At 62.5% G+C, this 24,379-nt stretch carries 24 protein-coding genes and 1 tRNA gene; 9 read left to right on the top strand and 16 right to left on the bottom strand.

Annotated features, from left to right (window positions below):
• Positions 1-150 precede the first annotated feature (150 nt).
• Positions 151-459 carry a hypothetical protein gene (locus HX613_RS04505; RefSeq protein ID WP_235344253.1) on the top strand — a complete coding sequence of 103 codons (309 nt, stop codon included), beginning with the start codon at positions 151-153 and terminating at the stop codon, positions 457-459.
• An 84-nt stretch (positions 460-543) separates the two neighbouring features.
• Here the strand turns inward: HX613_RS04505 and ppk2 are convergent, their stop codons facing one another.
• Both ppk2 and HX613_RS04495 read right to left on the bottom strand, forming a co-directional pair.
• A complete protein-coding gene (gene ppk2, locus HX613_RS04500; RefSeq protein ID WP_235344252.1) occupies positions 544-1,446 on the bottom strand; it encodes a polyphosphate kinase 2 in 903 nt (300 codons plus the stop codon).
• 104 nt (positions 1,447-1,550) lie between these two features.
• On the bottom strand, positions 1,551-2,807 hold the full coding sequence (locus tag HX613_RS04495; RefSeq protein ID WP_235344251.1) for an MFS transporter: 1,257 nt from the start codon (positions 2,805-2,807) through the stop codon (positions 1,551-1,553).
• A gap of 143 nt (positions 2,808-2,950) precedes the next feature.
• Between HX613_RS04495 and HX613_RS04490 the strand changes: the two genes are divergently transcribed.
• The 3 genes from HX613_RS04490 to HX613_RS04480 all read left to right on the top strand — a co-directional run bounded on the left by HX613_RS04490 (position 2,951) and on the right by HX613_RS04480 (position 4,079).
• Positions 2,951-3,024 (top strand) — tRNA-Leu (locus HX613_RS04490).
• Between the two features lie 94 nt (positions 3,025-3,118).
• On the top strand, positions 3,119-3,559 hold the full coding sequence (locus tag HX613_RS04485) for a dienelactone hydrolase family protein (RefSeq protein ID WP_235344250.1): 441 nt from the start codon (positions 3,119-3,121) through the stop codon (positions 3,557-3,559).
• A gap of 58 nt (positions 3,560-3,617) precedes the next feature.
• Positions 3,618-4,079, top strand: coding sequence for a hypothetical protein (locus HX613_RS04480; protein ID WP_235344249.1), 462 nt, complete (start codon positions 3,618-3,620; stop codon positions 4,077-4,079).
• 15 nt (positions 4,080-4,094) lie between these two features.
• Here HX613_RS04480 and HX613_RS04475 read toward each other — a convergent pair whose 3' ends face one another.
• Positions 4,095-4,349, bottom strand: a complete 255-nt coding sequence (locus HX613_RS04475) for a hypothetical protein (RefSeq protein ID WP_235344248.1) — start codon at positions 4,347-4,349, stop codon at positions 4,095-4,097.
• A gap of 403 nt (positions 4,350-4,752) precedes the next feature.
• Positions 4,753-5,691, bottom strand: coding sequence for an NADP-dependent oxidoreductase (locus tag HX613_RS04470; protein WP_235344247.1), 939 nt, complete (start codon positions 5,689-5,691; stop codon positions 4,753-4,755).
• Between the two features lie 151 nt (positions 5,692-5,842).
• On the opposite strand from HX613_RS04470, the gene HX613_RS04465 reads away from it, so the two are divergent.
• Positions 5,843-6,439, top strand: coding sequence for a TetR/AcrR family transcriptional regulator (locus HX613_RS04465; RefSeq protein ID WP_235344246.1), 597 nt, complete (start codon positions 5,843-5,845; stop codon positions 6,437-6,439).
• Positions 6,440-6,744: 305 nt separating this feature from the next.
• Here HX613_RS04465 and HX613_RS04460 read toward each other — a convergent pair whose 3' ends face one another.
• Positions 6,745-7,134, bottom strand: a complete 390-nt coding sequence (locus tag HX613_RS04460; RefSeq protein WP_235344245.1) for a winged helix-turn-helix transcriptional regulator — start codon at positions 7,132-7,134, stop codon at positions 6,745-6,747.
• Between the two features lie 79 nt (positions 7,135-7,213).
• Here HX613_RS04460 and HX613_RS04455 point away from each other — a divergent pair, with 79 nt between their 5' ends.
• The gene (locus HX613_RS04455) at positions 7,214-7,819 is read left to right on the top strand and encodes an NAD(P)-dependent oxidoreductase (protein ID WP_235344244.1); all 606 of its coding nucleotides are present in this window, start codon (positions 7,214-7,216) and stop codon (positions 7,817-7,819) included.
• A 172-nt stretch (positions 7,820-7,991) separates the two neighbouring features.
• Here HX613_RS04455 and HX613_RS04450 read toward each other — a convergent pair whose 3' ends face one another.
• The 5 genes from HX613_RS04450 to HX613_RS04430 all read right to left on the bottom strand — a co-directional run bounded on the left by HX613_RS04450 (position 7,992) and on the right by HX613_RS04430 (position 12,716).
• Positions 7,992-9,365, bottom strand: coding sequence for an NAD(P)/FAD-dependent oxidoreductase (locus HX613_RS04450; RefSeq protein ID WP_235344243.1), 1,374 nt, complete (start codon positions 9,363-9,365; stop codon positions 7,992-7,994).
• 80 nt (positions 9,366-9,445) lie between these two features.
• Positions 9,446-10,636, bottom strand: coding sequence for a S8 family peptidase (locus tag HX613_RS04445; RefSeq protein WP_235344242.1), 1,191 nt, complete (start codon positions 10,634-10,636; stop codon positions 9,446-9,448).
• 101 nt (positions 10,637-10,737) lie between these two features.
• Positions 10,738-11,685: a Ppx/GppA phosphatase family protein gene (locus tag HX613_RS04440; RefSeq protein ID WP_235344241.1), complete on the bottom strand. Its 948-nt coding sequence runs from the start codon at positions 11,683-11,685 to the stop codon at positions 10,738-10,740.
• A 9-nt stretch (positions 11,686-11,694) separates the two neighbouring features.
• Positions 11,695-12,225, bottom strand: a complete 531-nt coding sequence (locus HX613_RS04435; RefSeq protein ID WP_235344240.1) for a DUF501 domain-containing protein — start codon at positions 12,223-12,225, stop codon at positions 11,695-11,697.
• Positions 12,225-12,716, bottom strand: coding sequence for an FtsB family cell division protein (locus tag HX613_RS04430; protein ID WP_235344239.1), 492 nt, complete (start codon positions 12,714-12,716; stop codon positions 12,225-12,227). Before HX613_RS04430 ends, HX613_RS04435 begins: the two co-directional genes overlap by 1 nt.
• A 572-nt stretch (positions 12,717-13,288) precedes the next feature.
• Here HX613_RS04430 and HX613_RS04425 point away from each other — a divergent pair.
• Positions 13,289-14,326 carry a DUF559 domain-containing protein gene (locus HX613_RS04425; RefSeq protein ID WP_235344238.1) on the top strand — a complete coding sequence of 346 codons (1,038 nt, stop codon included), beginning with the start codon at positions 13,289-13,291 and terminating at the stop codon, positions 14,324-14,326.
• Positions 14,327-14,519: 193 nt separating this feature from the next.
• Here the strand turns inward: HX613_RS04425 and eno are convergent, their stop codons facing one another.
• The 5 genes from eno to mfd form a co-directional block, all read right to left on the bottom strand.
• The gene (gene eno / locus HX613_RS04420; protein WP_235344237.1) at positions 14,520-15,800 is read right to left on the bottom strand and encodes a phosphopyruvate hydratase; all 1,281 of its coding nucleotides are present in this window, start codon (positions 15,798-15,800) and stop codon (positions 14,520-14,522) included.
• An 82-nt stretch (positions 15,801-15,882) separates the two neighbouring features.
• Positions 15,883-16,698, bottom strand: a complete 816-nt coding sequence (locus HX613_RS04415) for a tyrosine-protein phosphatase (RefSeq protein ID WP_235344236.1) — start codon at positions 16,696-16,698, stop codon at positions 15,883-15,885.
• Entirely contained in the window at positions 16,695-17,201 is a 507-nt protein-coding gene (locus HX613_RS04410; RefSeq protein WP_235344235.1) for a MazG nucleotide pyrophosphohydrolase domain-containing protein, read from the bottom strand. Before HX613_RS04410 ends, HX613_RS04415 begins: the two co-directional genes overlap by 4 nt.
• 73 nt (positions 17,202-17,274) lie before the next feature.
• Positions 17,275-17,469 carry a CsbD family protein gene (locus HX613_RS04405; RefSeq protein ID WP_143921044.1) on the bottom strand — a complete coding sequence of 65 codons (195 nt, stop codon included), beginning with the start codon at positions 17,467-17,469 and terminating at the stop codon, positions 17,275-17,277.
• Between the two features lie 157 nt (positions 17,470-17,626).
• A complete protein-coding gene (gene mfd, locus HX613_RS04400; RefSeq protein ID WP_235344234.1) occupies positions 17,627-21,220 on the bottom strand; it encodes a transcription-repair coupling factor in 3,594 nt (1,197 codons plus the stop codon).
• Between the two features lie 85 nt (positions 21,221-21,305).
• Between mfd and HX613_RS04395 the strand changes: the two genes are divergently transcribed.
• Together HX613_RS04395 and HX613_RS04390 are read left to right on the top strand one after the other, a co-directional pair.
• Entirely contained in the window at positions 21,306-22,766 is a 1,461-nt protein-coding gene (locus HX613_RS04395; protein WP_235344233.1) for an arylsulfotransferase family protein, read from the top strand.
• Positions 22,767-22,872: 106 nt separating this feature from the next.
• A complete protein-coding gene (locus HX613_RS04390; RefSeq protein WP_235344232.1) occupies positions 22,873-23,625 on the top strand; it encodes a rhomboid family intramembrane serine protease in 753 nt (250 codons plus the stop codon).
• Positions 23,626-23,655: 30 nt separating this feature from the next.
• Here HX613_RS04390 and pth read toward each other — a convergent pair whose 3' ends face one another.
• Positions 23,656-24,255, bottom strand: a complete 600-nt coding sequence (gene pth, locus HX613_RS04385) for an aminoacyl-tRNA hydrolase (protein WP_235344231.1) — start codon at positions 24,253-24,255, stop codon at positions 23,656-23,658.
• Positions 24,256-24,379: the final 124 nt, after the last annotated feature.

Genomic DNA, 24,379 nt, shown 5'->3' with positions numbered 1-24,379 from the left:
GCCAGTTCCCGCCGATCGCAGGTCACGGCCTTGATGGAACGCTGCAGCATGACTAGCGTCGAAGATACGGCTCGTGATGTCCCTCCCGTGGACACCCGGTCGATGATCGAACGACTAGATCGCTTCGAACAACGAGAGGAGCAGAGGACCATGAGTGACGAGAAGAAGAACCTGCCAGACGGCGCCCCCAGCATGGATGAGCCCACCGAGCAGGAGGTGACTGACTTCAATGTCGGAGTCGGCTCCGACGCTGAAGCGGAGGGCAGCTCGGAGACACCCGAGGACAAGCTCGAGCGCATTGCCACCGAGCACGACGTATCGATCGACACGGATCCGGAGGACGTCCAGGCTGAAGCAGAGCGCTCGCTGGATCAGGACTCAACAGAAGACGAAGACCGCGATGTCCGCGGCGGGGACACGAAGGAGGAAGAGGACACGGCGTGGGAACCACCGGACTGAGAAAGCCCTTCCCAAACAGTCGGTTTCAGGTCGGACAGCAGTAATTGGCGCGCCGGCGATCGGGTTTCACTCGACGGCGGTTGCTCAGTCGTCGACGGCGTCGCGTCCGCGGCGGACGATGATCGGGTCGGGTTCGTAGACGATCGAGGTGTCCTTGTCCTCGTAGTCGAACTGGTTGAGGAAATAGCGCAGCGCGTTGAGTCGTGCCCGCTTCTTGTCATTGCTCTTGATGGTAATCCACGGAGCATGATCGGTGTCCGTGCGACGGAACATCTCTTCCTTCGCCGCGGTGTAGTCGTCCCAGCGATCCAGGGACTCGAGGTCCATGGGAGACAGCTTCCACTGTCTGACCGGGTCGATCTGGCGAATCGCGAAACGGGTCCGCTGTTCCCGCTGGGTCACGGAGAACCAGAACTTGGTGACGTGGATGTCGGAGTCGATGAGCATCTTCTCGAAAACTGGCGCCTGCTCCATGAACGTCTCGTACTCGTAGTCCGTGCAGAAGTCCATGACCCGCTCGACGTTGGCCCGGTTGTACCAGGACCGGTCGAACATGACGATCTCACCGTTGGTGGGCAGATGGCTGATGTAGCGCTGGAAATACCACTGCCCCGCTTCCTTGTCCGAGGGCTTGTTCAGGGCCACGACGCGTGCCGCACGCGGATTGAGATGCTCGGTGAAGCGCTTGATCGTCCCACCCTTGCCGGCAGCGTCACGGCCTTCGAAGACGATGACGTGCTTACGATCGGTGTCTTGCCCCCAGTACTGGAATTTCAGCAGCTCAACCTGCAGCTGATATTTCTCGAGCTCGTATTCCTCCCGGCCCATAAGCTCCGGGTACGGGTAGCCTTCACGCCAGGTCTCGACCGCACGCCCCATCGGATCGATGAGATGCGGGTCCGCTGTGTGTGAATCCTCGACCTGATAGCCCTCGATTCGAAGCTTGTCGATGTATTCGCGCAGATTCTCGTTGAGCAGGTTGTTCACGGGCGCTCCTTCACATCGACAGCAACAGTCTTCGTCAGCGGCTTGGCCTCGTCATCTCGCGGTCGTCACCAGTCTTCAGGCACAGTACTGAGCAAAGATGAACATCAGGTTATCCGATCGATGTCCTGTTTTGGAATGATCCCAAGACTGAGGAGGGGCGCTGCCGCGACGATGGCAAATGACAGCGGGTAGCCGAACACAGTGATCAGCGCTCCGAATCCTGGACCCAAGATCGCGGAGACGACGAACTGCCCGGTGTTCTGCGTCCCCATGGCCTTGCCCGACCATTGCGGGCCGGCAGCCTCGGCGACCGAGGCGAAGGCCAACCCGTTGTCTGCTACCGAGACCGTGGACGCCAGAATGAACACCACTGTCGCCACTGCGGGCATCGGTGTGAGTGAGATCAACGCGATCGCTGCCACTAGAACGACGGCCGCAATGGCCACGATCCGCATCAGTCCGACCCTGGAGCCGAGCCGATCGGAGAGGCCGCCGACGATCATGCGCCCGATCGCTCCCACGATCTGAGAGGCCGCGACGATGCCGCCGGCGATGCCGACGCTGATGTGCTGGTTCGCGATGAGCCAGATGAGGCCATAGGTGGAGAACGCGAACTGCGGGATCACCAGCAGCGCAGAGACGGCGTGGATTCGCCACAGGAACGAATCCATCCGGTAGGGATTGCTCGTCGAGGTGGGCGCCTCCACCTCTCCCGACGCCGAGGTGGGCCCTGGCCGGGCATCATCGGCGGACGTGGGGACGGGGGTGGGGGCCACCTCGGCGCGGGGAGGATCCCGGACGAGCCCGAAGCAGATCACGGCCATGACACCGGTGACGATGACGATGAACCACAGGTACCCGGTGAACCCGCTGGATGAGGCGATGGGTGGGACGCTCAGGGCGGCCACACTGGTGCCCAGCGGCTGCGACATCTGCCTGATGCCCATGGCCAACCCACGCCGGTGGCGGGGAAACCACCCCATGACCACGCGCCCGCTGGCCGAGTTCACCGACGCGGCGGCCGCTCCGGAAGCCGCGATGATGACGACCATCCACACTGGTGAGCCGACCACAGCCACGGCCAGGCCCGAGGCCAGAGCAGTCAGTGCGATGCCCAGCGTCATGGCCAGTCGTTCGCCGAATCTGTCGGCGAAGGCACCCCAGGCGATGAGGGTGAGGATGAGGCCGAAACTCGGGGCTGCGGCGACGGTTCCGGCTTGAGTCAGCGTGTAGCCGAGGTCCGTGTGCATATACGGAATCAGGAAGGCCGGACCGGTGATCGCGACAGTGGCTGCCATCTGTGACAGCACTCCGATGACGAGGATCACCCAAGCCTGTCTGCTGGGCGGGTTCTCTGTCATGAGTTTGAGACTAGCCGTCTCACATACTATGGGGCGTGGTGTCTCAGATCGCGGCTGATGCCGCGCTGCCATGTCTCGGATCGCGGCAGTTCCCGGTACCCTATAAAGTGAGTGCTGACGCCGCGATAGCAGCGCCGGCAAATCCCCCTATAGCCCAATCGGCAGAGGCAGTCGACTTAAAATCGATCAAGTGTGGGTTCGAGTCCCACTGGGGGGACATTTTCCGCCCCGTCATTCTCTGCCCGCCAGGCGCTGCACTCCTGCGTACAATCGGATCATTCGCCGAAGGCAATCAAAGGAAATTCGTCGCCATGGCCGAGATCGTGCTCTACCATCACATACAGGGACTCACCGACGGGATCGCAGCATTCGCCGAGGAGCTGAGAGGCTCGGGACATACGGTGCACGTGCCCGACATGTTCGAGGGCCGTACGTTCGGATCCATCGAGGAGGGTTTCGCCTGTGCCGGCGAGACCGGATTCGACACTATCCGGCAGCGTGGCGTCGCGGACACACCAGAGTCGAGTTCCGGGCTCGTCTACGCGGGTTTCTCCTTCGGAGTGACCATCGCCCAGAGGCTCGCCCAAACTCAGGACGACGCCCGCGACTTAGCCGACTCCGCGCCCTCGGCAGAACTCTTCGTCTACCCTGGCGATCAGCATCTCTTCGCCGATTCGTCCTTGGTCTCCTTCGACGCAGGCGCGACTGAGCTGTTGCTCGAACGGGTCCGTGAGTTCTTCGTAGCCATCTGAACGTCCTGCGCGAGCCCGAAGGTTCGCATCCTGCCGTTCGCCCGGGCAAGATGGTGACATGACGAATGTGCTGCTCACTCCGCAGGATCCGCCTCTGTCCGTCGGCGGTATGGGAGATCCCCGCGTCGCTGCCGCGCCGGGACCTGCCGTGCTCTTCGCGAATTCAGCTACCTCAGGCGAGGCCGGCCAAGCTTCAGCACCTGAGACATCCCAGACAGGGAGCACTCTGGCCACAGGATCGAATCGCCCGCTCGCCTACCGTGAGGCCGGCGCCGATTGGCACGAGCTCGGATACGAGGCAGCCGACCACTGGGAAGGCCTCTCCCCCGGACTGCGCCAGCGGCTGATCGCCGACCGAACGGCGCAGCTCAGCCGTGAGGAGTACTCCGCCACCACCAGCGGTGCGAGCGCGTCGATGATCACGAGCAATTGGACCTACTCCGGCTCTCCTCGCATGTACCGCGTCGCGGGTGAGCTTCGCGAACTCGCCGAGGTGCTCGCGGAGATCACCGGTGACTGACTTCTGTCGGCGCGACTAGTATCGATCGACGGTTAGCTCAACGGCATCATTGACGGCACCGCGGAGTTCGACTTCACCCTTGGGCAGGCCGATTCCGCAGTGGTCTTCGGAGAAGGGCTGACCGACGACAGTCAGCTCGTCCCCGCTGACGAGCTCTGCTTCAGGATGCTCTTTCGCCATCCTCTGTTCTGGTACTCCCCCGACGGTGGCGCACACAGTCTTGTCGCCGAGGTCGTCGGGGCCAGCGATGTCTGAATCGGAACGGACCATGAGATCTTGCCCTGTCGTGTAATAGGGACCGGTAACAGGGGCCGGCGAAGTCCACGATCTTCTTGCGGTTGTCGTTGATGGTGCAGCCTGCCACGATGAGGTTCACTGGTGACTGGCGGCGTTCTGACATCGCTTTGTGGCGGCCAACAGCCTGAGGCACCTGACTGAAGAGTCAACGACGCCCTCGGTCAGATCATTTCAGGGCGCTGAATTCGAGGGGACGAATACTGATCAGTAGACCATGCCCATCGCTTCCCGTGCTTCAGTCAAGGTCGCCTCGGCGATGGCGTTCGCCCGACTATTGCCCTCGGAGTCTTATATCCCCAGGGATACGAGGCGTCTCATCGATACACCGATCTTGAGCTTGCGGGCTGAACCGAGTTCCGCGATTTTTCAGCCCGATTCAGGCCTGATCTGGTGTGATGATGAGTTTGCCGCGCTTGCCGAGGCGGTTGAGTTCCAGATCGTTCAGCGCCGGGATCGCCTGCGACAGCGGTACTGTCCGGGCAATCGGCAGCTGCAGCCTTCCCTCATCGGCGGCCTTCGCGAGTATTTCGAGGTCCGTGGTGACCGGTTGGGCAAACAGCACGTGGAAGGGCCCCGGAAGATAGCTTCTCGCCAGAGTCACCGGCGACGGATGAATGCCGACAATGCGACCACCGGGCCTGAGCATTGCCTTCGCGGTCTTGACCTTGAGGTTGCCAGAGGTATCGATGACGAGGTCGAATCGACCTGCGAGCGAGGTGGGACCGAAGTCGAAGTCGACTACAGGGTCGATTCCCAAGTCGTGGGCTTCCTGGTGAGCGGTGTCGCGACAGCTGCCAGAGACCTGAGCCCCGTGCGCGAGGGCGAGCTGTGCGGCTCCGCGCCCGACTGCGCCAAGGCAGCTGTGCACGAATACGTCCTGGCCCGGCTGTAGCTTCCCCTTGGTGAACAGGGCCTGATATGCGGTGATTCCCACCGTCGGGATTGTGGCTGCGTCCTCGAACGAAAGCCCTTCCGGTTTGCGTACGACGTACTCAACTTTGGTCACGACCGCATCGGCAAAGGCACCTGCAGACTTGATCGGTGTCCCGCCGAACACCTCATCGCCGACGCGAAGAGTTGTGACACCGCGACCGACCGTCTCGACAACACCGGCGAAGTCATAACCCAGGGCTCGTGGAAAACTGCGACCAGTCACCACCTTCATGCCGCCGCTGCGAATCCCGAAATCCATCGGATTGGCCGAGGCCGCCCGGACTCGGACGAGCACATCGCTCGCACCCAGCGGCGCCGGCTCGAACTCTTCGAGCTGCAGGACTTCCGGGCCGCCATATTGGTGGTACTGAATTCGCTTCATCGTCCTTGTACCTTTCATCGTTTCCCTCAAAGGGCCGTCGAGTGCGATCACGGAAGATCAATACGGTCGGCGGGTCCCGCTGCATCTGTGACGGGACTTGGTTCTATCAAAGTATCACAAGTGACGGGACCAAGTCCCGTACACTGTGGTAATGCCCCGATGGAAGCCGAACCCAGCAGAGCGACTCGTAGAAGCCGCGCTCGACTTGTTTGCCGAGCGCGGTTACGAGAACACGACCGTGATCGATATCGCCGGACGCGCTGGCCTGGGGAAGACAACCTTCTTCCGGCATTTCCCGGACAAACGGGAAGTGCTCTTCGGTGGTGGAATCGTCGATGAACTGCTCGCCGAGGCCATCACCTCGGCGTCTTCAGCAGCTACAGATCTCGAAGCAGTTGCCCAGGCCTTGGACGCGGTCGGACAAGAGGTATTCACCTCGGCGCGGCGTGAATTCGTTGCACGACGACAGGCGGTGATCCTCGCCAACCCCGAGCTGCAAGAGCGCGAAGCCCTGAAGAACGACCGCCTGATCACGACGATAAGCGAGGCGCTCAAGCGTCGCGGGGCCTCTGACGTCTCTGCTCGGGTGGCCGCACAGCTGGGCAGTGTTACCTCCGCGATCGCCTTCGAGCGCTGGATTCAGGGAAGCGTCGAAGATGATTACGGTCGAAAGGCGCGAGAGGTACTCGCCGAGGTGCAGTCCGCCATGCCGCTCATATCGAAAGCGGAAACGCAGGCCCCAGACTAGGTCGTGCCACCTCTATCGGCGGCGACATCAACCGCCAGTGCTCCGGCCGTCCGCTGAGATCGGTAAGGAGGCTGTCGAGTTCCGTTTGGTCGGCCCGCCACTCTCAGTGGGCAATGCCCGCACAGTCGTGACCACATCCGCTCGGGACCAGCCCGAGCGCGCAGCTAACTCGATGTCCCAGTTGACCTTGCGCGTGCACACTCCTTTGTGAGATGTCAGTTGCTCCTGACCGTCGAGCAGAAGTGACCCGATCGTACCGGTAAAACGACGAAGCGCATGACTGATCGGAGCAAGATCGAATTGCTTCAGGAACTGTGCAGCGTACCCGCGTTCGCCTGCCGGTCTCGGCTATCCGAAATGGCTGCCACATTGAGCTCCGCCCACCGACGCAGGGCGGCGACGGGTTCCTGAAGGGACCGCCCCAGTTCGGTCAACGCATATTCCACTCGTGGAGGAACCTCGCCGAAGACCTCTCTGGTCACCAGCCCGTCTGCCACCAGCGACCGCAAGGTCGATGTGAGGACCTTCGGTGTGATCCCGCCTATCGCCACCCGAATCTCGCTGAAGCGCTTCGGACCCTCATCGAGGACGCCGATGATGAGGACCGTCCATTTGTCACCGACGCGGTCAAGGACGACTCGGGTGGGACATTCGGGATCGAAGGCATCGCCTTCCCAGGAACTGCTCATACTCATATCCCAATAGTATCTTTGAGGTACTCAATATCCAAAGGGTATCTTTATGGCGACAGCCGCTTCAACGAAAGGACACACCATGAAGATCGCATTGTTCGGAGCTTCCGGAATGATCGGATCCCGCGTCACCAAGGAAGCCGCCGAGCGCGGCCTCGAGGTCACGGCCATCACTCGAACCGGCGCCGAGGTCCCGGGAGCCGCAGCGAACCTTCAGGGCGACATGGGAGACGCCGAGTTCGACCGACAGGTCGTCGCCGATCATGACGTCATCGTCTCGACAACTGGCCCCAGCCGCACCGGCGGACCCCACGAAGAGTGGTTGAAAGCTTTGGAGACACTGGCTCAGTCAAGCGGAGACAAGCGCGTCTTCGTCGTCGGCGGTGCCGGATCACTCTTCGTCGGCGACACTATGCTCAAGGACACCGAAGGATTCCCAGAAGCCTATAAGGCCGAATCGGAGACCGGCACGAGGGCGCTCGAGCTGATGCGTGCAGGCAGCTACTCCCCCTGGACTCTGATCTCCCCCGCCCCTGAGATCGGCCCCGGCGAACGTACGGGAACCTACAAGACCGAACTCGAGACGCCCGCCGGCGATTCGATCTCAGCAGAAGACTTCGCGGTGGCCATGGTTGACGAGATCGTCGATGCAAAGCACATCGACTCTCGCTTCACCGTCGCGAACTGAGGTACTCGGAGCCCAGAGGCCCACCTTCTCGGTATTCGGGCCTCGGGTGCTCTGATTCCGACTCTCGTCAATGACAAGAACGCCGGGAGTGCAATTGCACTCCCGGCGTTCTTCAGACCTCATCAAGGTTCACATCACGGTGATGACCGGACGCGGATCCTGCACTCAGGTGTCAGGCCTTTGCGGTCTCCTTCTTGGGAGCCGGCTTTGAGTTGGCTGCCTCGACGAAGTTCTTACGAGGAACATCGAGATCGGCCAGCGGCATGGCGTCGCGGCCGACGATGGCGTTGAGGATCCAGTTGCCGAAGACCTTGACCTTGCGGTCCACTGTCGGGATCGCGTAGCCGTGGTAGGCGCGGTGCATCAGCCAGGCGAGGACGCCGCGGGCTTCGAAGTCACCCATCTGCGAAACGCCCTTGTACAGGCCGAGGCCTGCCACGGTGCCGATGGTCTTGTGGAAGTACTGCTTGAACTCGGTCTCTCCGCGCAGTGCGGCGAGAACGTTGGCAGCCAGCACTGGCGCCTGGCGCACGGCGTGCTGAGCGTTGGGCACGCAGTAGCCACCCACGCCGCCACCGGAGAGATCAGGAACGGCAGCGTTGTCACCGGCGGCCCATGCGCCTTCGACCACACCATTGTCGCCCTCCACGCGCAGATCGGCGCGCACAGTGACACGGCCGCGCTCATCGAGAGGCAGGTCGGAGTCGACGAGGATCGGGTTGGCCTTGACGCCAGCCGACCACACGATGGTGTCGGCGTCGAATTCTTCGCCGCTGGAGAGCTTGATGTGCTTGTCGGTGCAGTCCTGGAGGAAGGTCTCGAGGTACACATCGATGCCGCGTTCGCGCATGTGCTCGACGACCCAGCGGGCCTGAGCTTCGCCGACCTCGGGCATAACGCGATCGAGTGCCTCGACGAGGACGAAGCGGACGTCGGCTTCTGTCAGCGTCTCGTACTGAGCCACTGCGGAGCGGACGACGTCTTCGAGTTCGGCGAGGAGTTCGATGCCGGCGAATCCGCCGCCGACGAAGACGAAGGTCAGCGCCTTGCGACGCTCGTCGTCATCTTCCATCAGCGAGGCATCGGACAAGCGGCTGAGAAGGTGATCGCGCAGTGCGACGGCTTCCTCGATGCGCTTGAGCGCAATGGCGTTCTCCTTGAGGCCGGGGATCGGCAGAGCGCGCGCCACCGAACCGGCGGCCATGATGATGTGGTCGTAGTCGAGCTCGAACGCTTCGTCGTTCTCCGGCTCGACGGTGACGAACTTGTCGCCGTGGTTGATCGACGTGACCTTCGCGGTGATGACCTCAGCGCCGGAGAGATTGCGGCGCAGCGGCACGACGGCGTGACGTGGTTCGATGGACCCGGCTGCCACCTCGGGGAGGAACGGCAGGTAGGTCATGTAGGGATTGGGATCGACCACGGTCACTGTGGCTTCGCCACGACCGAGGTTCTTCAACAGATTCTGAGCGGTAACGAGACCAAGGTAGCCGCCACCAACGACGAGGATTCGAGGACGCAGTTTTGAGTTTCTGATGAGTGCCATATTCCCATCTTAGGCCCTTGTGAAAACTTTCACTAATTGCATCTCGACGCTCCAGATCAGAGGTTCAGCACCGGGTTCTATCAGCGTCTGCGGCGGATGAAAACCACTGCTGAGAGCACGAAGAGGGCGACTGCGATGAGGCCTCCGGCACCCAGAACCGAGAAACCCAGCTTGGGCGTGGACTGTGATGAGACAACGTCCTTGGGCGCGACTGCTTTCGGGTTGTTGTCCTCTGCTGGTGCCGCATTCTCCGTCTCAGCCGGGTCGGACTGCGCGCGCCGGTGCATCGTCACCCAGTCGGCGAGAGCGTCGGCTGAGCTGGGAACAGACTTCGGGACGTCGGCCTTCATCGCGGCCTTCGGATCGAGGCGACCCCAGCCGACGATGGGATCCGGCTTGCCCTTTTTGCTCTGCCCCTTATGTCCGGGCACGGGCTTGGCCGTCGAGGTCAGCTTGGCGGTGACCTCGTCGGCACTGAGATCTGGGTCCTCGGCCCGGATCAGCGCTGCCACTCCGGAGATGATCGGTGAGGCGAAGGAACATCCCTGTCCCTCTGCGTAGCCTCCCGAGTAGTACGGGATCGGAATGTCTGCCGCCGGCCCCATGAGGTCCACAGCTGTTCCAGGAGCAGTTGACTCGGAGAGAACTCGGTTGTTCTTGCCCAGTCCGCCGACGCCGATGACGCCGGGCACAGTCGACGGTGACCACGCCTGCGTCGCGCCTTGGGAGGCATTGCCGACACAGGCGACGACGACGACGTCCTTCTCATAGGCGTAGGCGAAGGATTCGTCCCAGCTGGAGGGCCAGGCGGGATCGTCCCAGCCCAGCGACATGTTGATGACCTTGGCTCCGGAGTCGACGGCCCAGCGGATTGCTTTGTCGGCCTGCTCACGAGTGGAGCCTGATTCCTTCGGGCGGTCGGGGCCCAACCACATCGAGGCAGACAGGATGTCGACGTCGGGTGCGACACCGGTAGGTCCGGCGCCCTGCCCCTGGCCGGCGATGACTCCGGAGACGGCGGTGCCGTGGTGGATCGTCGTCTTGCCTCCGATCGGGGTCTTGCCGTCCTTGTCGAGTCCGCTGAAGTCCTTTGACTTGCTGACCACGCCCTTGAGGTCCTCATGTTTGGTGTTGACGCCGGAATCGATGACGGCGACCTTCACGCCTTTGCCCGTGGACTTCTTCCACATGTCATCGATGCCGTACTTCTTGATGTACCACTGTCCGGGTCCCGGCTCGGGCGCGGCAAGTGCCGGCTGAGTCGTGCCCATGACCAGCCCCAGCACTAGAGAACCGACGACGGCGAGCTTTGCGGTGCGCCTTCCAGCGCGTGGGCGCTGGGAAGCTGTCGGTGTCCGCGGCGCGGCGGGCCTCACGACTGCGGTCGCGCTAGGTCGAGCGCGGTGCCGTCGAGGATGTCCGTCTCCGAGACCATGATGTCGAGTTCAGCTCCCGCGCTCCTGGCTGCGGAGTCGATGCGGGCCGCGATTCGAGCGAACAGCAGTCCCCCCGCCGCGATGACGTCGACGCGTCCGGGGTGCATGTACGGGAGTGCCGCACGAGCCTCACGCCCCATCCGCAGCAGTTCGCTTGCTTCGCCGTCGATGTCGGCCACGCGCAGATGGGTGCCGTGGATGCGTTCGCGCTGGTAGCTGTCCAGGTCGAGGATTCCCGCGGCCAGTGTGGTGACAGTGCCCGCGACTCCGATCATCGTCCGCGGGGCGGTGAGATCGACGATCTCGGCGGCCTTGTCGAGGTTGGCGTCGATGTCGTCGATGGCCGCCTGGATCTGTGCGCGGTCGGGGACGTCAACGGACATGTGGCGTTCGGTCAGGCGCACGGATCCGATATCCATACTAACCGCCGAGGTGACGCTTTCGGTGCCGAGGACCAGTTCGGTTGAGCCCCCGCCGAGGTCCATGACGAGGAACGGTCCGCTGTCGGCACCGTGTCCGACGGTCGCGCCGAGGAATGACAGATGAGCCTCTTCGTCACCGGTGATGACGTCGGGCACGACGCCCAAGATGCCGAAGATGCCCGCGGAGAACTCGTCTCGGTTCTTCACGTCACGGCTGGCGGAGGTGGCGACGAATCTCAGCTTCTCCGGTGAATACTCGGCAGCCACCTCGGCGAATTCCCGGGCTGCGGCGAAAGTACGGTCCAAGGCTTCGGGGGCGAACTCACCCGTCGCGTCCACTCCCTGGCCGAGGCGCACGATCCGGGTCTCACGACGAAGCTCGGTCATCTGTCCGTGCGCGTCGACGTCGGCGATGAGCAGACGCAGGGAATTGGTCCCACAGTCGAAGGCAGCAACTCGCATGAGTCTCTCCTATTCGCTTGCCTCGGCCGAGGCGTTCTCTGCGCCCGCCGGGGTGGGGACGTCGGTCATGAAGGAGATTGCGCGATCACCGATCGGGTTGACCCCAGGTCCGGCGGCCAGCGAGTGGCCGACCAAGGCATGCAGGCATTTCACTCGGTTGGGCATGCCGCCGGCGGAGTAGTCCTTGATCTCCTCCACCTCGGCGAGGCCAGCCGCGTTGCCGATCTCGGATCGCGTCGCGAGGTAAGCGGTATGGGCCTTGGCATAGGAGGCTGCGAGCTCCTCGTCCTCGGCGAGCTCAGCGGACCAGTCGGTCATGATCCCCGAAGCCTCGAGACGCGAGCATTCCGTGACGAAGGCGGGATGGGTGAGGTAGAAGGCGGTGGGGAACGGCGTGCCGTCCTCGAGCCTCGGAGCGGTGGCGACCACCAGAGGCTCACCCGAAGTGCTGCGGGCGGCAATCCCGACGACGCCGCGCGGAATCCGCCCGAGCTGGTCCTTCAGGATGGCGAAGTCCGCCTCGGTGCACTCTGTGATCATCAGCCCTTCTCCACGGTATTGCCGACCTCTTGAATCGACTCCAGCAACTCAAGGTACCAGGCTTGTTTGCGTTGCGGGCGGTCCGTATCCGAATCGTCACCGTTGATCGCCTCCTGGTTGGTGACGATGACCGCGTTCTTGCCCTCTTCGACGTAGTACTGGTCCTTGCGTGCCTTGCGCTTGATGTATGCGGGGTCCTTGAGGTTCTCGTTCTTCTCTTCAAGTCCCTGGACTTCGGACTTCGTCGATTCGATCTCGCTGTTGAGCGCGGCGATCTGCTGTGCCTGCTTGAGGGCCGAATTGATCGAGGGCAGGAAGGTGACGAGCACGATGGCGATGACGAGGAGGAATACTCCCGTCTGCCAGGACAGCTTCCGCTTGCGAGTGTCTTCGGTGGGCTTAGCCTCGACGACCGGCGCAGGGCGTCGACGGGGAGCGGCTCTGCCCGGAGCCGATTTGGGGGCACTGTTTCTGGGCTTGCTCGGAACCATGTCTCTTTCCTCTGCGACCGGGGATGGGGAAGGCTGTCGCAACACGTCTAAGTCTGCCGTGTCATCATCCGGACTGCGAGGATTTGGGTGTCGTGGCGTGTTCTATTTTTCGAAAGCCCGTATCCGCCGGGCTCCTTCGCTGCCGTCGCGCACCCGTCACGCGTCTTTCACCCGCCAGTCCCGGCTGCCCCGGGCACTCGCCCCGACCGCCCCAAGGCGCCCACTCCAGCCGCTTGGCAGCTCGGCGCGCAGCTCCGCCGATCGCCGCTCGAATCTTCAACTGGCCCGTCGCCCGGGGTGCACGTCCTACCCTTGCCTCTACGTCCTACAACTAGTTCAGCCCCCGGCACCGTTGGTTCTGAACCCTCCCGTTGCTATTGGGTGATTTGGCGCTCACAGTGCAGGGTGCAGATACCGGGGTCCAATGCTCCGGAAGTCAGCGCTCCGCAGCTCACCACTCTCCTCCCAGCTTCCACCTCAAACTGGACTTATCCACAGAGTTATACACATCTCTAACGCCATTCATTGCTATGTTGTCTGTTTTGATGCATTTTAATTTCATGTACAAAATTATGACCACACAACAGATCATCCGGCTCGGATTCACTCACGCAGACATTCGGCGGGCCCGAAGCTGCTGCGTTCGTCGGTTGTCTCGCGGCGTCTATTCGGTCAGACACGTCTGCACCGTGGAAGACCACCGGAGGCTGTGGGCGAGCATCGATGAGGGAACGCATTCGGAGTTCACGGAGCACGGAGACATCCGCGATCAGATTGAAGAACTCGACGCCGCAGTCATGGCACGATGCGAAGTCAGATTTCAGAAGCAGGGACAGCAGGAGCGTCAGGGGGAAACTGGCACCTCCTCTGAGTCAACCGCAGACACTCGAACGTCGTCGGCAACGCCTCCGGCCGAGGTGTTCTCACATATCTCCGCTGCTCTCATCCATGGCCTGCCGATTGCATACCCCGTCACCCACCAGGTGGAGGTGGTGCGCCCCGGAGTCAACCGCAGATTCAAGAGCATCCATGTCAGGGGCGTAACGATCCCGAAGCAGCACCGGCAGGGAGTTCGCGGGACCGAGGTGACGACGCTCGAACGCACGCTCATTGATGTGGCTCGCACATACAATCCAGATATTTCGGTTTCCATGTTCGACAACGCTCTGCACCGAGGCCTGACGACGAGGGAGAAGATCCTCGCGACGCTGGCTCAATGCTTGGAGACCAAGAACACCAAGAAGGTTCAACTCGCTCTCGACTTGGCCGATGCCCGTCGCGAGTCCCCCGCCGAGTCGATCGCTGCGGTGAGATTCTTTCAACACGGATTCGTCGGATTCGTCCCTCAAATCGTGTTCGACTCGACCTCGCTGCGACGTCAGATTCGCGTCGACTTCTGCCACAAGGCAGCCCGGCTGATCGTTGAAATCGATGGACTCGGAAAGCTGTATCTCGGCTCGGGGGTGCCCCGTGACGAACTCGAACGCGAAAGGCGCAGAGAACAATGGCTGCGCGGTCAAGGGTGGCGAGTCATCAGAATCAGTTGGAAAGAGCTATTCACGGAGGCGAAGTTCGAAGAGATCAGACGAATCCTCATGGGCACGAGGTGATTATCCGAGGATGCGCTCGGCAGACGCGGCAGGGCCCCTCACCCGCAGCCGCATAAACAACCTCTGCAGCTGTATGAATTGCGCGGGGCAGGTGGTTTTTCATCGACAGGAGGTCTTGTCGATGAATGCCGCCGAGGCGGGGGCCGGATGACCGTTGATGATCACCTGACACCCGCCTCGGGGACGAAGCCATTCAGCCGTCGAAGCGCGGGAAGGCTCCGCGTCCGGCGTAGCGGGCGGCATCGCCGAGCTGCTCTTCGATGCGCAGCAACTGGTTGTACTTGGCCACGCGCTCGGACCGTGCCGGAGCACCGGCCTTGATCTGGCCGGCGTTCGTTGCCACGGCCAGGTCGGCGATCGTCGTGTCCTCGGTTTCGCCTGAACGGTGCGAGATCATCGTCGTGTAGCCGTTGGTCTGTGCCAGTGAAACCGCATCGAGGGTCTCTGTCAGGGTGCCGATCTGGTTGACCTTGACGAGCAGCGAGTTGGCGGTGCCTGTGTCGATGCCGCGCTGGAGGCGCTCGGGATTCGTCACGAACAGATCGTCGCCGACGAGCTGAACCTTGGAGCCGATGGACTCAGTCAGGGTGGCCCAACCTTCCCAGTCGTTCTCGTCGAGTGGATCTTCGATGGACACCAGCGGGTACTTGGCGAGCAGACCCTCGTAGTATGCGGCCATGTCCTGCGCGGACTTCTTCTCGCCTTCGAACTCGTAGGCCCCATCGGAGTAGAACTCGGAAGAGGCCACATCCAGTGCCACCGCGATATCGCGGCCCGGCCGGTGCCCGGCCAGTTCGATGGCCTCGAGGATGAGGTCGAGTGCCGCGGCATTGGAATCGAGGTTCGGTGCGAACCCGCCCTCATCGCCGAGCCCGGTCGACAGACCGCGCTCCTTGAGCACGCCCTTGAGCGCGTGATAGACCTCGACGCTCCACTGCAGACCCTCGTGGAAGCTGGCCGCGCCGATGGGAGCGATCATGAATTCCTGGATGTCGACGTTGGAGTCGGCATGCGATCCACCGTTGAGGATGTTCATCATCGGAACGGGCATGACGTGGGCATTCGGTCCGCCCAGGTAGCGGTAGAGCGGCAGGTCCGCAGACACCGCGGCCGCACGAGCCACTGCCAGCGAGGTGCCCAGGAGGGCATTGGCACCCAGGCGGGACTTGTTCTCGGTTCCGTCGAGCTCGATCAGTGCCTGGTCGACCAGACGCTGATCATCGCTTTCGAGACCGACGATGACTTCGTGGATCTCGTCGACGACTGCGTCAACAGCACTGGTGACGCCTTTGCCCAGGTAACGTTCCGGGTCTCCGTCGCGCAGCTCGACGGCTTCGAACTCACCGGTGGAGGCACCGGAAGGGACACCAGCACGACCGACGGATTCGTCGGCCAACAGCACTTCCACCTCGACGGTGGGATTTCCCCGGGAATCCAGGATTTCACGGGCGTTTGCGGCAACAATCTCAGCCACTGATTACTCCTTCGCAATTGGTTTCACATGGGGAACATGTGCCTGCAGGACAGCTTAATGCACCGGAGGACCGAGCTCATTCTCAGTCCCGGACGGCCTCTTCCCTGTCAGCAGACGTCAACAGCTGTTCGCGCAGCCTATCCGGGCTCGCCGGATCCATTCCATGCTCGAGCAGATAGGCTTCGACACCGTTCTCGCCATATTCTGCGTCGATGGAGTCGAGGATCTTCGCCATGAGCTCCGGCGGTGCCGCTGTTGCCGTCTCGGCGAGGTTGCCGGAGATGCCGGCGTCGGCAAAATTCCGGGTGATGTTCTCGAGGAATCCTCCCGACAGATGATGGGAGGTGATCGCGTAATCTTCGAGGATCTCATGACGCCCGACGCCGAGGAGTGCGAGGATGAAGGCGGCGACCATGCCGGTCCGGTCCTTGCCGGCAGAGCAGTGGAAGACGACTCCGCCTTCGCAGCTCTGCGCAATGACATCGACGGCCTTGGCCAGTCGCGTTCCGAAATGGCTGATCATCAGCTCGTAGATCTTACTCAGCGAGCGATCGGAGAGGTCCATTCCGGTCGCCTCGGCGGCCTCTCGCATCTCCTCGCGGCTGAGCTGTTTCTCAGGAAAGAAATCATCGTCGAAGATGGGCAGCTCGATGTGCTCCACGTCGAGTCCCTCGAGTGCGTCGGGCAGCTTGGATCGTTCCCCGATGTCACGCAGATCGACGACGGTTCTGATGCCGAGTGCTCTGATGTCGGCCCGCGACCTGTCTGTCAGTTGGGCGATACCGTCGGACCTGAAGACCTTCCCCTTTCCGACGCTCGACTCCCCCGCCGAGGTGGGGGGTCCTCCGATGTCACGGAAGTTGAATGTGCCTTCGATATCGATGCGATCCAAGCTCACTGATTCGTGTCTCTCTGCTGTTTCTCTTCTGTTTTGATCCGGCGATATTCGGCCTCGACGTCTTCGAGGGAGGCCATGTGCTTATCACTGGCGCCCTCGCCGAAGGCCAGGGGATGACGCCGGATGAGTTTTGCCTCCAGCCCTTCGATGACCATCCCCAGTGTGTGCCCGTAGGGGGCGGAGGCACTCTCGTCCAACAGCGCGGAGTGGAAGAGCACCTGGTAGAAGACATCGCCGAGTTCTTCGACGACGGCGGCGCGGTGGTCCGGATTCGAATCAGCTCGGTAGTCTTCGAGTGCTTCGATGAGCTCCTCGGTCTCCTCGCGCGCATACTTCTCGAGGCTTCCGTGGTCCTGCCGGCTCGACCACGGGCACCGGCGCCGCAGTGTCGCCATCGCCCCAAGTGCTCCCTCGGTTCGAGCACCGATGACGCCCGTTGTCTCTGCCTGCTCCACTGTCGTGACACCTTCCGATTCCTGCACCGCTGTGACGGTTCGACTCACTGCTCGACAAACTATGAGGGTCGAACAATAAGAATGACCCCCACCGCGGGCGCGATGGGGGTCGAATTCTTCATCACTTGCTGAACTTGTCCTTGACGTCCTTGCCGAGGTCCTTGACCTTCTCGCCGACCTGCTTGGTCTTGCCCTTGAGCTGGTCAGCGGAGCCCTCGGCCTTGAGCTCGTCATCGCCGGTCATGTCGCCGACTGTCTCCTTGGCCTTACCGGAGAATTCTTCAGTCTTGTTGTCGAACTTGTCGTCAAAACCCATGGTGTCTCTCCTTAAGTCTCACGGTACGTCTGTACTCGTATTCGCACTCTACGCCAGGAATGGCGGAAGAATGTGAACTCTCAGAATACGTGCAGATTCATTCTGCGTCGATCAGATCGGTTGAGTCATTACCGCCTCTTCGCATTCAACCCCGGCCTCAGACGCCAGCTTCGACGACATCTGAGGCGACGACTGGGACGATCGCGTCGAGGAACTGGTGGGCCCAACGCAGGATGTCGGAATCCGTCATCTCCTTCGCATCGAAGCCGTTTCCGGTCATCGGCTTGGGCACGAGCACCGACCGGATTGCGGGCTTGAGCAGAGACTTCGGGTACAGGCGTTTGAGACGCACGACCTGCGAATCCTCGAGCTCAAGCGGACCGAAGCGGACGAAGTTGCCTTGGACGACGATGTCGTTGATGCCCGAGGCTTTGGCCCTGATCCGCAGTCTGGCGACATCGGCGAGCACACCCACAGCCTCCGGGTAGGGTCCGTACCGGTCGACGAGTTCGTCGAGGACCTCCTGCAGTTCGCTCTCGTTCGCCGCGGCAGCCAGTTTCCGATAGGCCTCGAGCCGCAGTCGTTCGTGGTCGACGTATTCTGCCGGCAGGTGTGCGTCGACGGGCAGTTCGATGCGCATATCTGCTTCGGGCTCGGTGTCCTCCCCGCGGAAGTTCGCGACGGCCTCCCCCACAAGCCGCACGTAGAGGTCGAATCCGACCCCTTCGATCTGTCCGGATTGCTGACCGCCGAGGAGGTTGCCGGCACCGCGGATCTCGAGGTCCTTCATGGCCACCTGCATGCCGGCGCCGAGCTCTGTATGGGCGGCCAACGTCGTCAGACGGTCGTGGGCAGTCTCCGTGAGTGTCGTGTCTGCCGGGTAGAGGAAATAGGCGTAGGCCCGTTCCCTGCCTCGACCGACCCGACCGCGCAGCTGGTGCAGCTGGGAGAGTCCGAAGCGATCAGCGTGATCGATTATGAGCGTGTTGGCGTTGGAGATGTCGATGCCGGTCTCGACGATCGTCGTGCACACGAGCACGTCGAACTTCTTCTCCCAGAAGTCGACGATGACCTGCTCCAGGCGCTGTTCGTTCATCTTTCCGTGGGCAATCGCGATCCTGGCCTCGGGAACGAGTTCGGCGATGTGGCCGGCCACGGATTCGATGTCCTTGACTCTGTTGTGGATGTAGAAGACCTGGCCCTCGCGCATGAGTTCGCGACGGATCGCGGCCTTGATCTGCTTGTCCTCCTTCTTACCCACGTAGGTCAGCACCGGATGGCGCTCCTCGGGAGGGGTGGCCAAGGTCGACATCTCTCGGATGCCGGTCACGGCCATCTCCAGGGTCCTCGGGATCGGCGTAGCCGACATCGCGAGCACGTCGACGTTCGTGCGCATCGCCTTGAGCGTCTCCTTGTGCTCGACGCCGAAGCGCTGCTCCTCGTCGATGATGACCAGACCCAGGCTCTTGAACCTCACCTCGCCGCTGAGCAGGCGGTGCGTGCCGATGACGAGGTCGAGCTTGCCGGCGGCCAGATCTTCGACGACCTTGTCCGATTCCTTCTTCGTCTGAAAGCGAGAGAGCGCACCGACGGTGACTGGGAAGCCCGAGTAGCGTTCGGCGAAGGTTTCGAAGTGCTGCTGGACGAGCAGAGTCGTGGGCACCAGCACAGCGACCTGCTTGCCGTCCTGAATCGCCTTGAATGCCGCTCGGACTGCGATCTCGGTCTTACCGTAGCCGACGTCGCCGCAGATCAGACGGTCCATTGGGACTGCCTTCTCCATATCGCCCTTGACCTCGTCGATGGTCGTGAGCTGGTCGGCGGTCTCCACGTAGTGGAAGGCGTCTTCGAGTTCGCGCTGCCATGGTGTGTCCGGTCCATAGGTGTGGCCGACGGTGGCTTGTCGGGCCGAGTAGAGGCGGACGAGTTCACCGGCGATCTCCTTGACCGCCTTCCTGGCCTTGGCCTTCGTCGTCGACCAGTCGGAGCCGCCCATTTTGTTCAGGGTCGGACTCTCCCCACCCACGTAGCGGCTGACCTGGTCGAGGGCATCGCTGGGCACGTACAGTCGGTCGCCGGGCTGACCGCGTTTGGCCGGGGCGTATTCGACGATGAGGTATTCGCGGGTGTGCTTGTTCGCACCCTTGCCGGTGGTGCGCTGGGTCATCTCGATGAACTTGCCGACGCCGTGCTGGTCGTGGACGACGAAGTCCCCGGGCGCCAGGTTGAGCGGGTCCACCTGGTTGCGTTTGCGCCGGGTGGGCAGGCGCCGCATGTCCCTCGTCGAGGTGGCTGCCGCGCGACCGAGCACATCGGCTTCGGTGAGCACGGCCAATTTGAGGTCGTCGAAGACGAATCCGCCGAAGGGCGCGGCCGTGGTGACGGTCACCAGAGCATCGGCGATGTCCGTCGGGTCATCGACGAAGGTCGCAGGCACCCCAGCCTCCGAGAACACCTCGACCATCCGCTGGCCCGGTCCCTGCCCTTCGGTGAGCACGAGGATGCGCCACCTGTCGTGGATGAGTCCCTTGACATCGGCGAGGATCGCCTCGACGTCACCTGCATATCCTCGAGGTGCGCGCGCCGGAACGGAGAACAGATTCTCCGCGGGTGAGACGAGCTCTTCGTCGGTGGCGAATCCGCCGAGCTCCCACCAGGCCAAGCCGATGAGGCGAGCGCCTTCTTCCATCTCTTCCATGGTCCGGAAAGTCGCGGCGGACAGGTCGATCGGGGATTCGCCGCCGGCCGCGGCTCCTGACCATGCGGCTTCGAGGAATTCGTTCGTCGTCACGACGAGGTCGGCGGCCCTGGCGTGGACACGTTCGGGTTCGGTGATGATGATCTTCGTGGATTCGGGCAGCAGCGCGATAATCGGCTCCATGCCGTCTGCCAGCACCGCCGAGAGTGATTCCATGCCTTCGACGGCGATTCCACCGGCGATCTTGTCGAGCATGTCCGTTGCTGCCGGCAGCGTCTGCGACAGTGTGGCCGCTCGCTCCCGGATTGAGTCGGTGAGCAGGAGCTCCCGGCAGGGTGGAGCCGAGAGCTTCAGCGGTTGCGCCTCCGCCTCGGCGGGAATGGATCTCTGGTCGCTGACGGAGAATTCGCGGATCTCATCGATCTCGTCACCGAAGAATTCGATGCGCAGTGCATGATCCTCCGTCGGAGGGAAGATATCGACGATGCCACCGCGGACGGCGAATTCGCCTCGGCGGGAGACCATGTCCACGCGTGAGTACGCAAGTTCGGTCAGGCGGTGGGACAGCTGGTCGATCTCGTATTCATCGCCGACGGCCAACTCCACCGGCTCGATGTCGCCGAGCCCCTTGACCAGCGGCTGCAGGAATGCGCGGACGGGGGCGATGATGAAGGCCAGGTGCCGATCCGGGCTCGGGTGGGCCAGGCGGTGCAGAATCTGCAGACGCTGCCCGACGGTGTCAGACCGAGGTGAGAGCTTTTCGTGTGGGAGGGTCTCCCAGCTGGGGAAGATCGCGATCGAGTCCTCGGGCACCCAGTCCGCCAGCGCCCGGGCCAGGTCTTCAGCCTCACGCGTGGTGGCCGTGACGATGAGCTGCGGCGCCGAGGTGGACGGATCGTTGTCGCCCGACACCAGCGTTCGGCGCAGGATCGATGGCCACAGACCTCTGATCGCATCGATCGTCCCACCTGCTGTCTCCGGGTCGTTGAACGCGCCGACGAGGTCAGTGATGGTGGAGTTCTGGCGTGTGAGATCGAGTCCGTTGAGCACCATGCAATTCTAAGCCACTGGCCTGACACGAGAAGCGGCGGCGACCGTACTCAGAGCACTCTTCGTGGAAACGTGTGAAGATGAGGACATGTCCCACCGCACTCTGTTCGCGACTGTGGCGGCCGCAACGCTGTTCCTGGCAGGATGCACCGCTGAAGAGGAAGTCCCCCAACCCGAACGCTGGGACTTCCACACCAGGCCCGACTTGAACCCGCCGAAGATCGACATCGACGTCAGCTCACAGCAGCCCGAGGACGACAATGACCTCGAGACATTCCTCGCCCCCAAGGGTCAGACCGCCGATGACGGGGAGTCCTGGGTCGGCGGGCTCATCCTCGACCCAGACGGAGAGCCGGTCTGGATCCGACAGGGATCGGGCCAGATGTGGGACCTGCGGGTTCAGGAGTACAGGAACGAGCCCGTCCTCACCTGGTGGGAGGGATTGGCAGAAACGCCCGAAACAGCCGGGGAGGTCGTCATGCTCGACGACAGCTACAACGAGATCGCCCGTGTCGGCATGGGCGGGGACCTCGCCCACACGACCGCCGATCTGCACGAAACGACGATCACCGAAGACGGCACGATGCTCCTCCTCTCCTATATCAAGACCCAGACGGATCTCAGCTCCGTCGGCGGCCCGAAGGACGGCTGGGCCTGGGAAGGAGTGGTCCAGGAGGTCGACATCGCCTCCGGTGATCCCGTTGTCGAATGGCGATCACTCGACGACGTTCCCGTCGACCAGACGCAGTCGAAGCTCAAGGACGACGAGGGCACCGAGGAGGAGCCCTTCGACTACATCCATCTGAACTCGGTGTCCGTCGACGACGAAGGTGATTCGCTGCTCGTCTCCGCCCGCAACACACATGCGATCTATCAGCTGGATCGGAAGAGCGCCGACCTGAATTGGGTGCTGGGCGGGTCTGCCAGCGACTTCGAGATGGGCGAGGGTGCTGCCTTCGCTTGGCAGCATGACGCTGTCCGCCGCGACGACGGCATGATCACCCTCTTCGACAACCACGCTGCGCCCCGCCTCGGCGATACCAGAGGTCTGCGCCTCGACGTCGATGAGGAAGCGCAGAAGGCCAGCGTCGACACCGAGTACCCGGCCCCCGATGACCGCTCGTCGGGAAGTCAGGGCAACCTGCAGGAACTCGACAACGGCAATGTGTTCATCGGCTGGGGCTCCGAACCGTACTTCTCGGAGTTCACCAACGATGGCAAGCTGCTCTACGATGCCACCTTCACGGGCGGATCGAACTACCGGGCCTATCGCTTCGACTGGCAGGCGACTCCGTCAGCACCGCCCACCGCGACGAGATCTGAGCCCGGTGAGGGCATCACACGAGTGCACATGAGCTGGAACGGAGCCAGCGACGTCGCCGCCTGGCGCATCCTCAGCGGCGACAGCGAGGAGCAGCTCGAGGAGACCGCAGTCGTCGATCGCACAGGGTTTGAAACCGCAGCCGATATCACCCCTGCCGGCTCCCGGATCGTCGTCGAGGCCGTGAACGAGGACAAGGAGCGCATCGGCAGCACAACCGTGGACTGAGGCACCGGAGATCTCAAGACAGTAACGGGACTAACGGATCGGACACGATTGCCCGCAGGCCCCGGTTCTTCGGGGTTCTCCAAGCTTCATCACCGACAATTGAGACATGAGTTCCAACCAGTCCCCTCGCTTCACCCCCGAAGAATCCCAGTTCATCTTCGGCAACGGTTCAACAGCCCCCGATTCGCCCAGGTCAGGCGGTCGCCCACCCGCAGGCCAGCCCAAAGTCGCCAGTCTGCGGACCACCGTCAGCCGCGATCACCGGCTCTCGCGCTTCGTCCCTGTCCTCGTGCTGCTGGCGATCATGTGGGCCATTGAGATCGTCGACACACTCTTGCCAGTCGATCTCGACATGTTCAGCCTGGCCTCCTGGACCCCTCTGTCCCTCTACGGAGTGGTCACGTCACCCCTCCTGCACTCGGGATTCGGGCACCTCATGGCCAACACGTTCCCATTCCTCATCCTCGGCCTGTGCATCGCCGTCGAGGGGGCACGCCGCTTCTGGCTCGTCACCGTCATCACTGCCGTCGTCTCCGGGCTCGGCGCCTGGCTGACGACGCTGCCTGTGGGCCAGCACGTCGTCGGTGCCTCCGGCATCGTGTTCGGCTTCTTCGCCTACCTGGCGGTGCGCACCTGGTTCACCGAGGACGTGCTCCGCAAGATCGTCTACTTCGCCATCGGGTTCTTCGTCTTCATCACCTACGGCGCATCCATGATCTTCGGACTGCTGCCGCAGGACAACGGGATCTCATGGCAGGGCCATCTGTTCGGCTTCGCCGGCGGCATCTTCGCCGCCTGGCTCATCCACCGCAGGCGTCCGGGCTCCGCGGCTGAGAAGCGACCTGCCGCCGAGCGGTGACCTGTTCCTCAGTGGTGACCGCCGCCATTCTCATTTCGAGTGGTATTTGAGCTGAACCTTCTCGAGGCCGTCGACGATGTACGTCTCGACGGCATCTGCGATATCCGAGATGAAGATCGGCAGCGTGGCGCGTTCGTCCTTAGAGAAGGGCCCCAGAACGTAGTCTGCGGTGTCCTGTCGACCCATGGGTCGGCCGACGCCGGCGCGGATGCGGGGATAGTTCTTCGTCCCCAGCGCCGAGGTCATCGACCGGAGTCCGTTGTGTCCGCCCTCTCCCCCACCGACTTTGGCCTTGATCGTGTCGAAGGCGATGTCCACATCGTCGTGGACGGCGATGATCCGGTCGGTGTCGATCGAGTAGAAATCGGCGAGCTGCCTGACCGGCCCACCGGATTCGTTCATATACCCCGTCGATGTCGCGAGCACCACTCGCGGCCCAGGAACTCCGGGGACTGAACCTGAGGGCAGCCGAGATGTGCCGACGTTGGAGCGCAGTTTGGTACGTGTCAGATTGACGCCGATGCGATGTGCGAGTTCGGCAATGACCATCTGCCCGATGTTGTGTCTCGTCGATTCGTATTTGGGGCCGGGATTGCCCAAACCGAAGACCAGCCAAGCTTCGTTCGTCATCGTCGTCCTTCGTTCATTCTCTCTCGCTGCTCATCGAGATCACCCGATCAGCCAGGAACTCTTGCACCATATGCGCTCACAGAACGAATTCGGTGGGCCGTTTCTCCAACGACCCACCGAATTC

The organism is Brevibacterium sp. UCMA 11754 (assembly GCF_021532275.1).
Classification (GTDB): domain Bacteria; phylum Actinomycetota; class Actinomycetes; order Actinomycetales; family Brevibacteriaceae; genus Brevibacterium.
The sequence above is the reverse complement of the archived record's forward strand: the minus strand, read 5'-3'. Positions and strand labels throughout refer to the sequence as shown.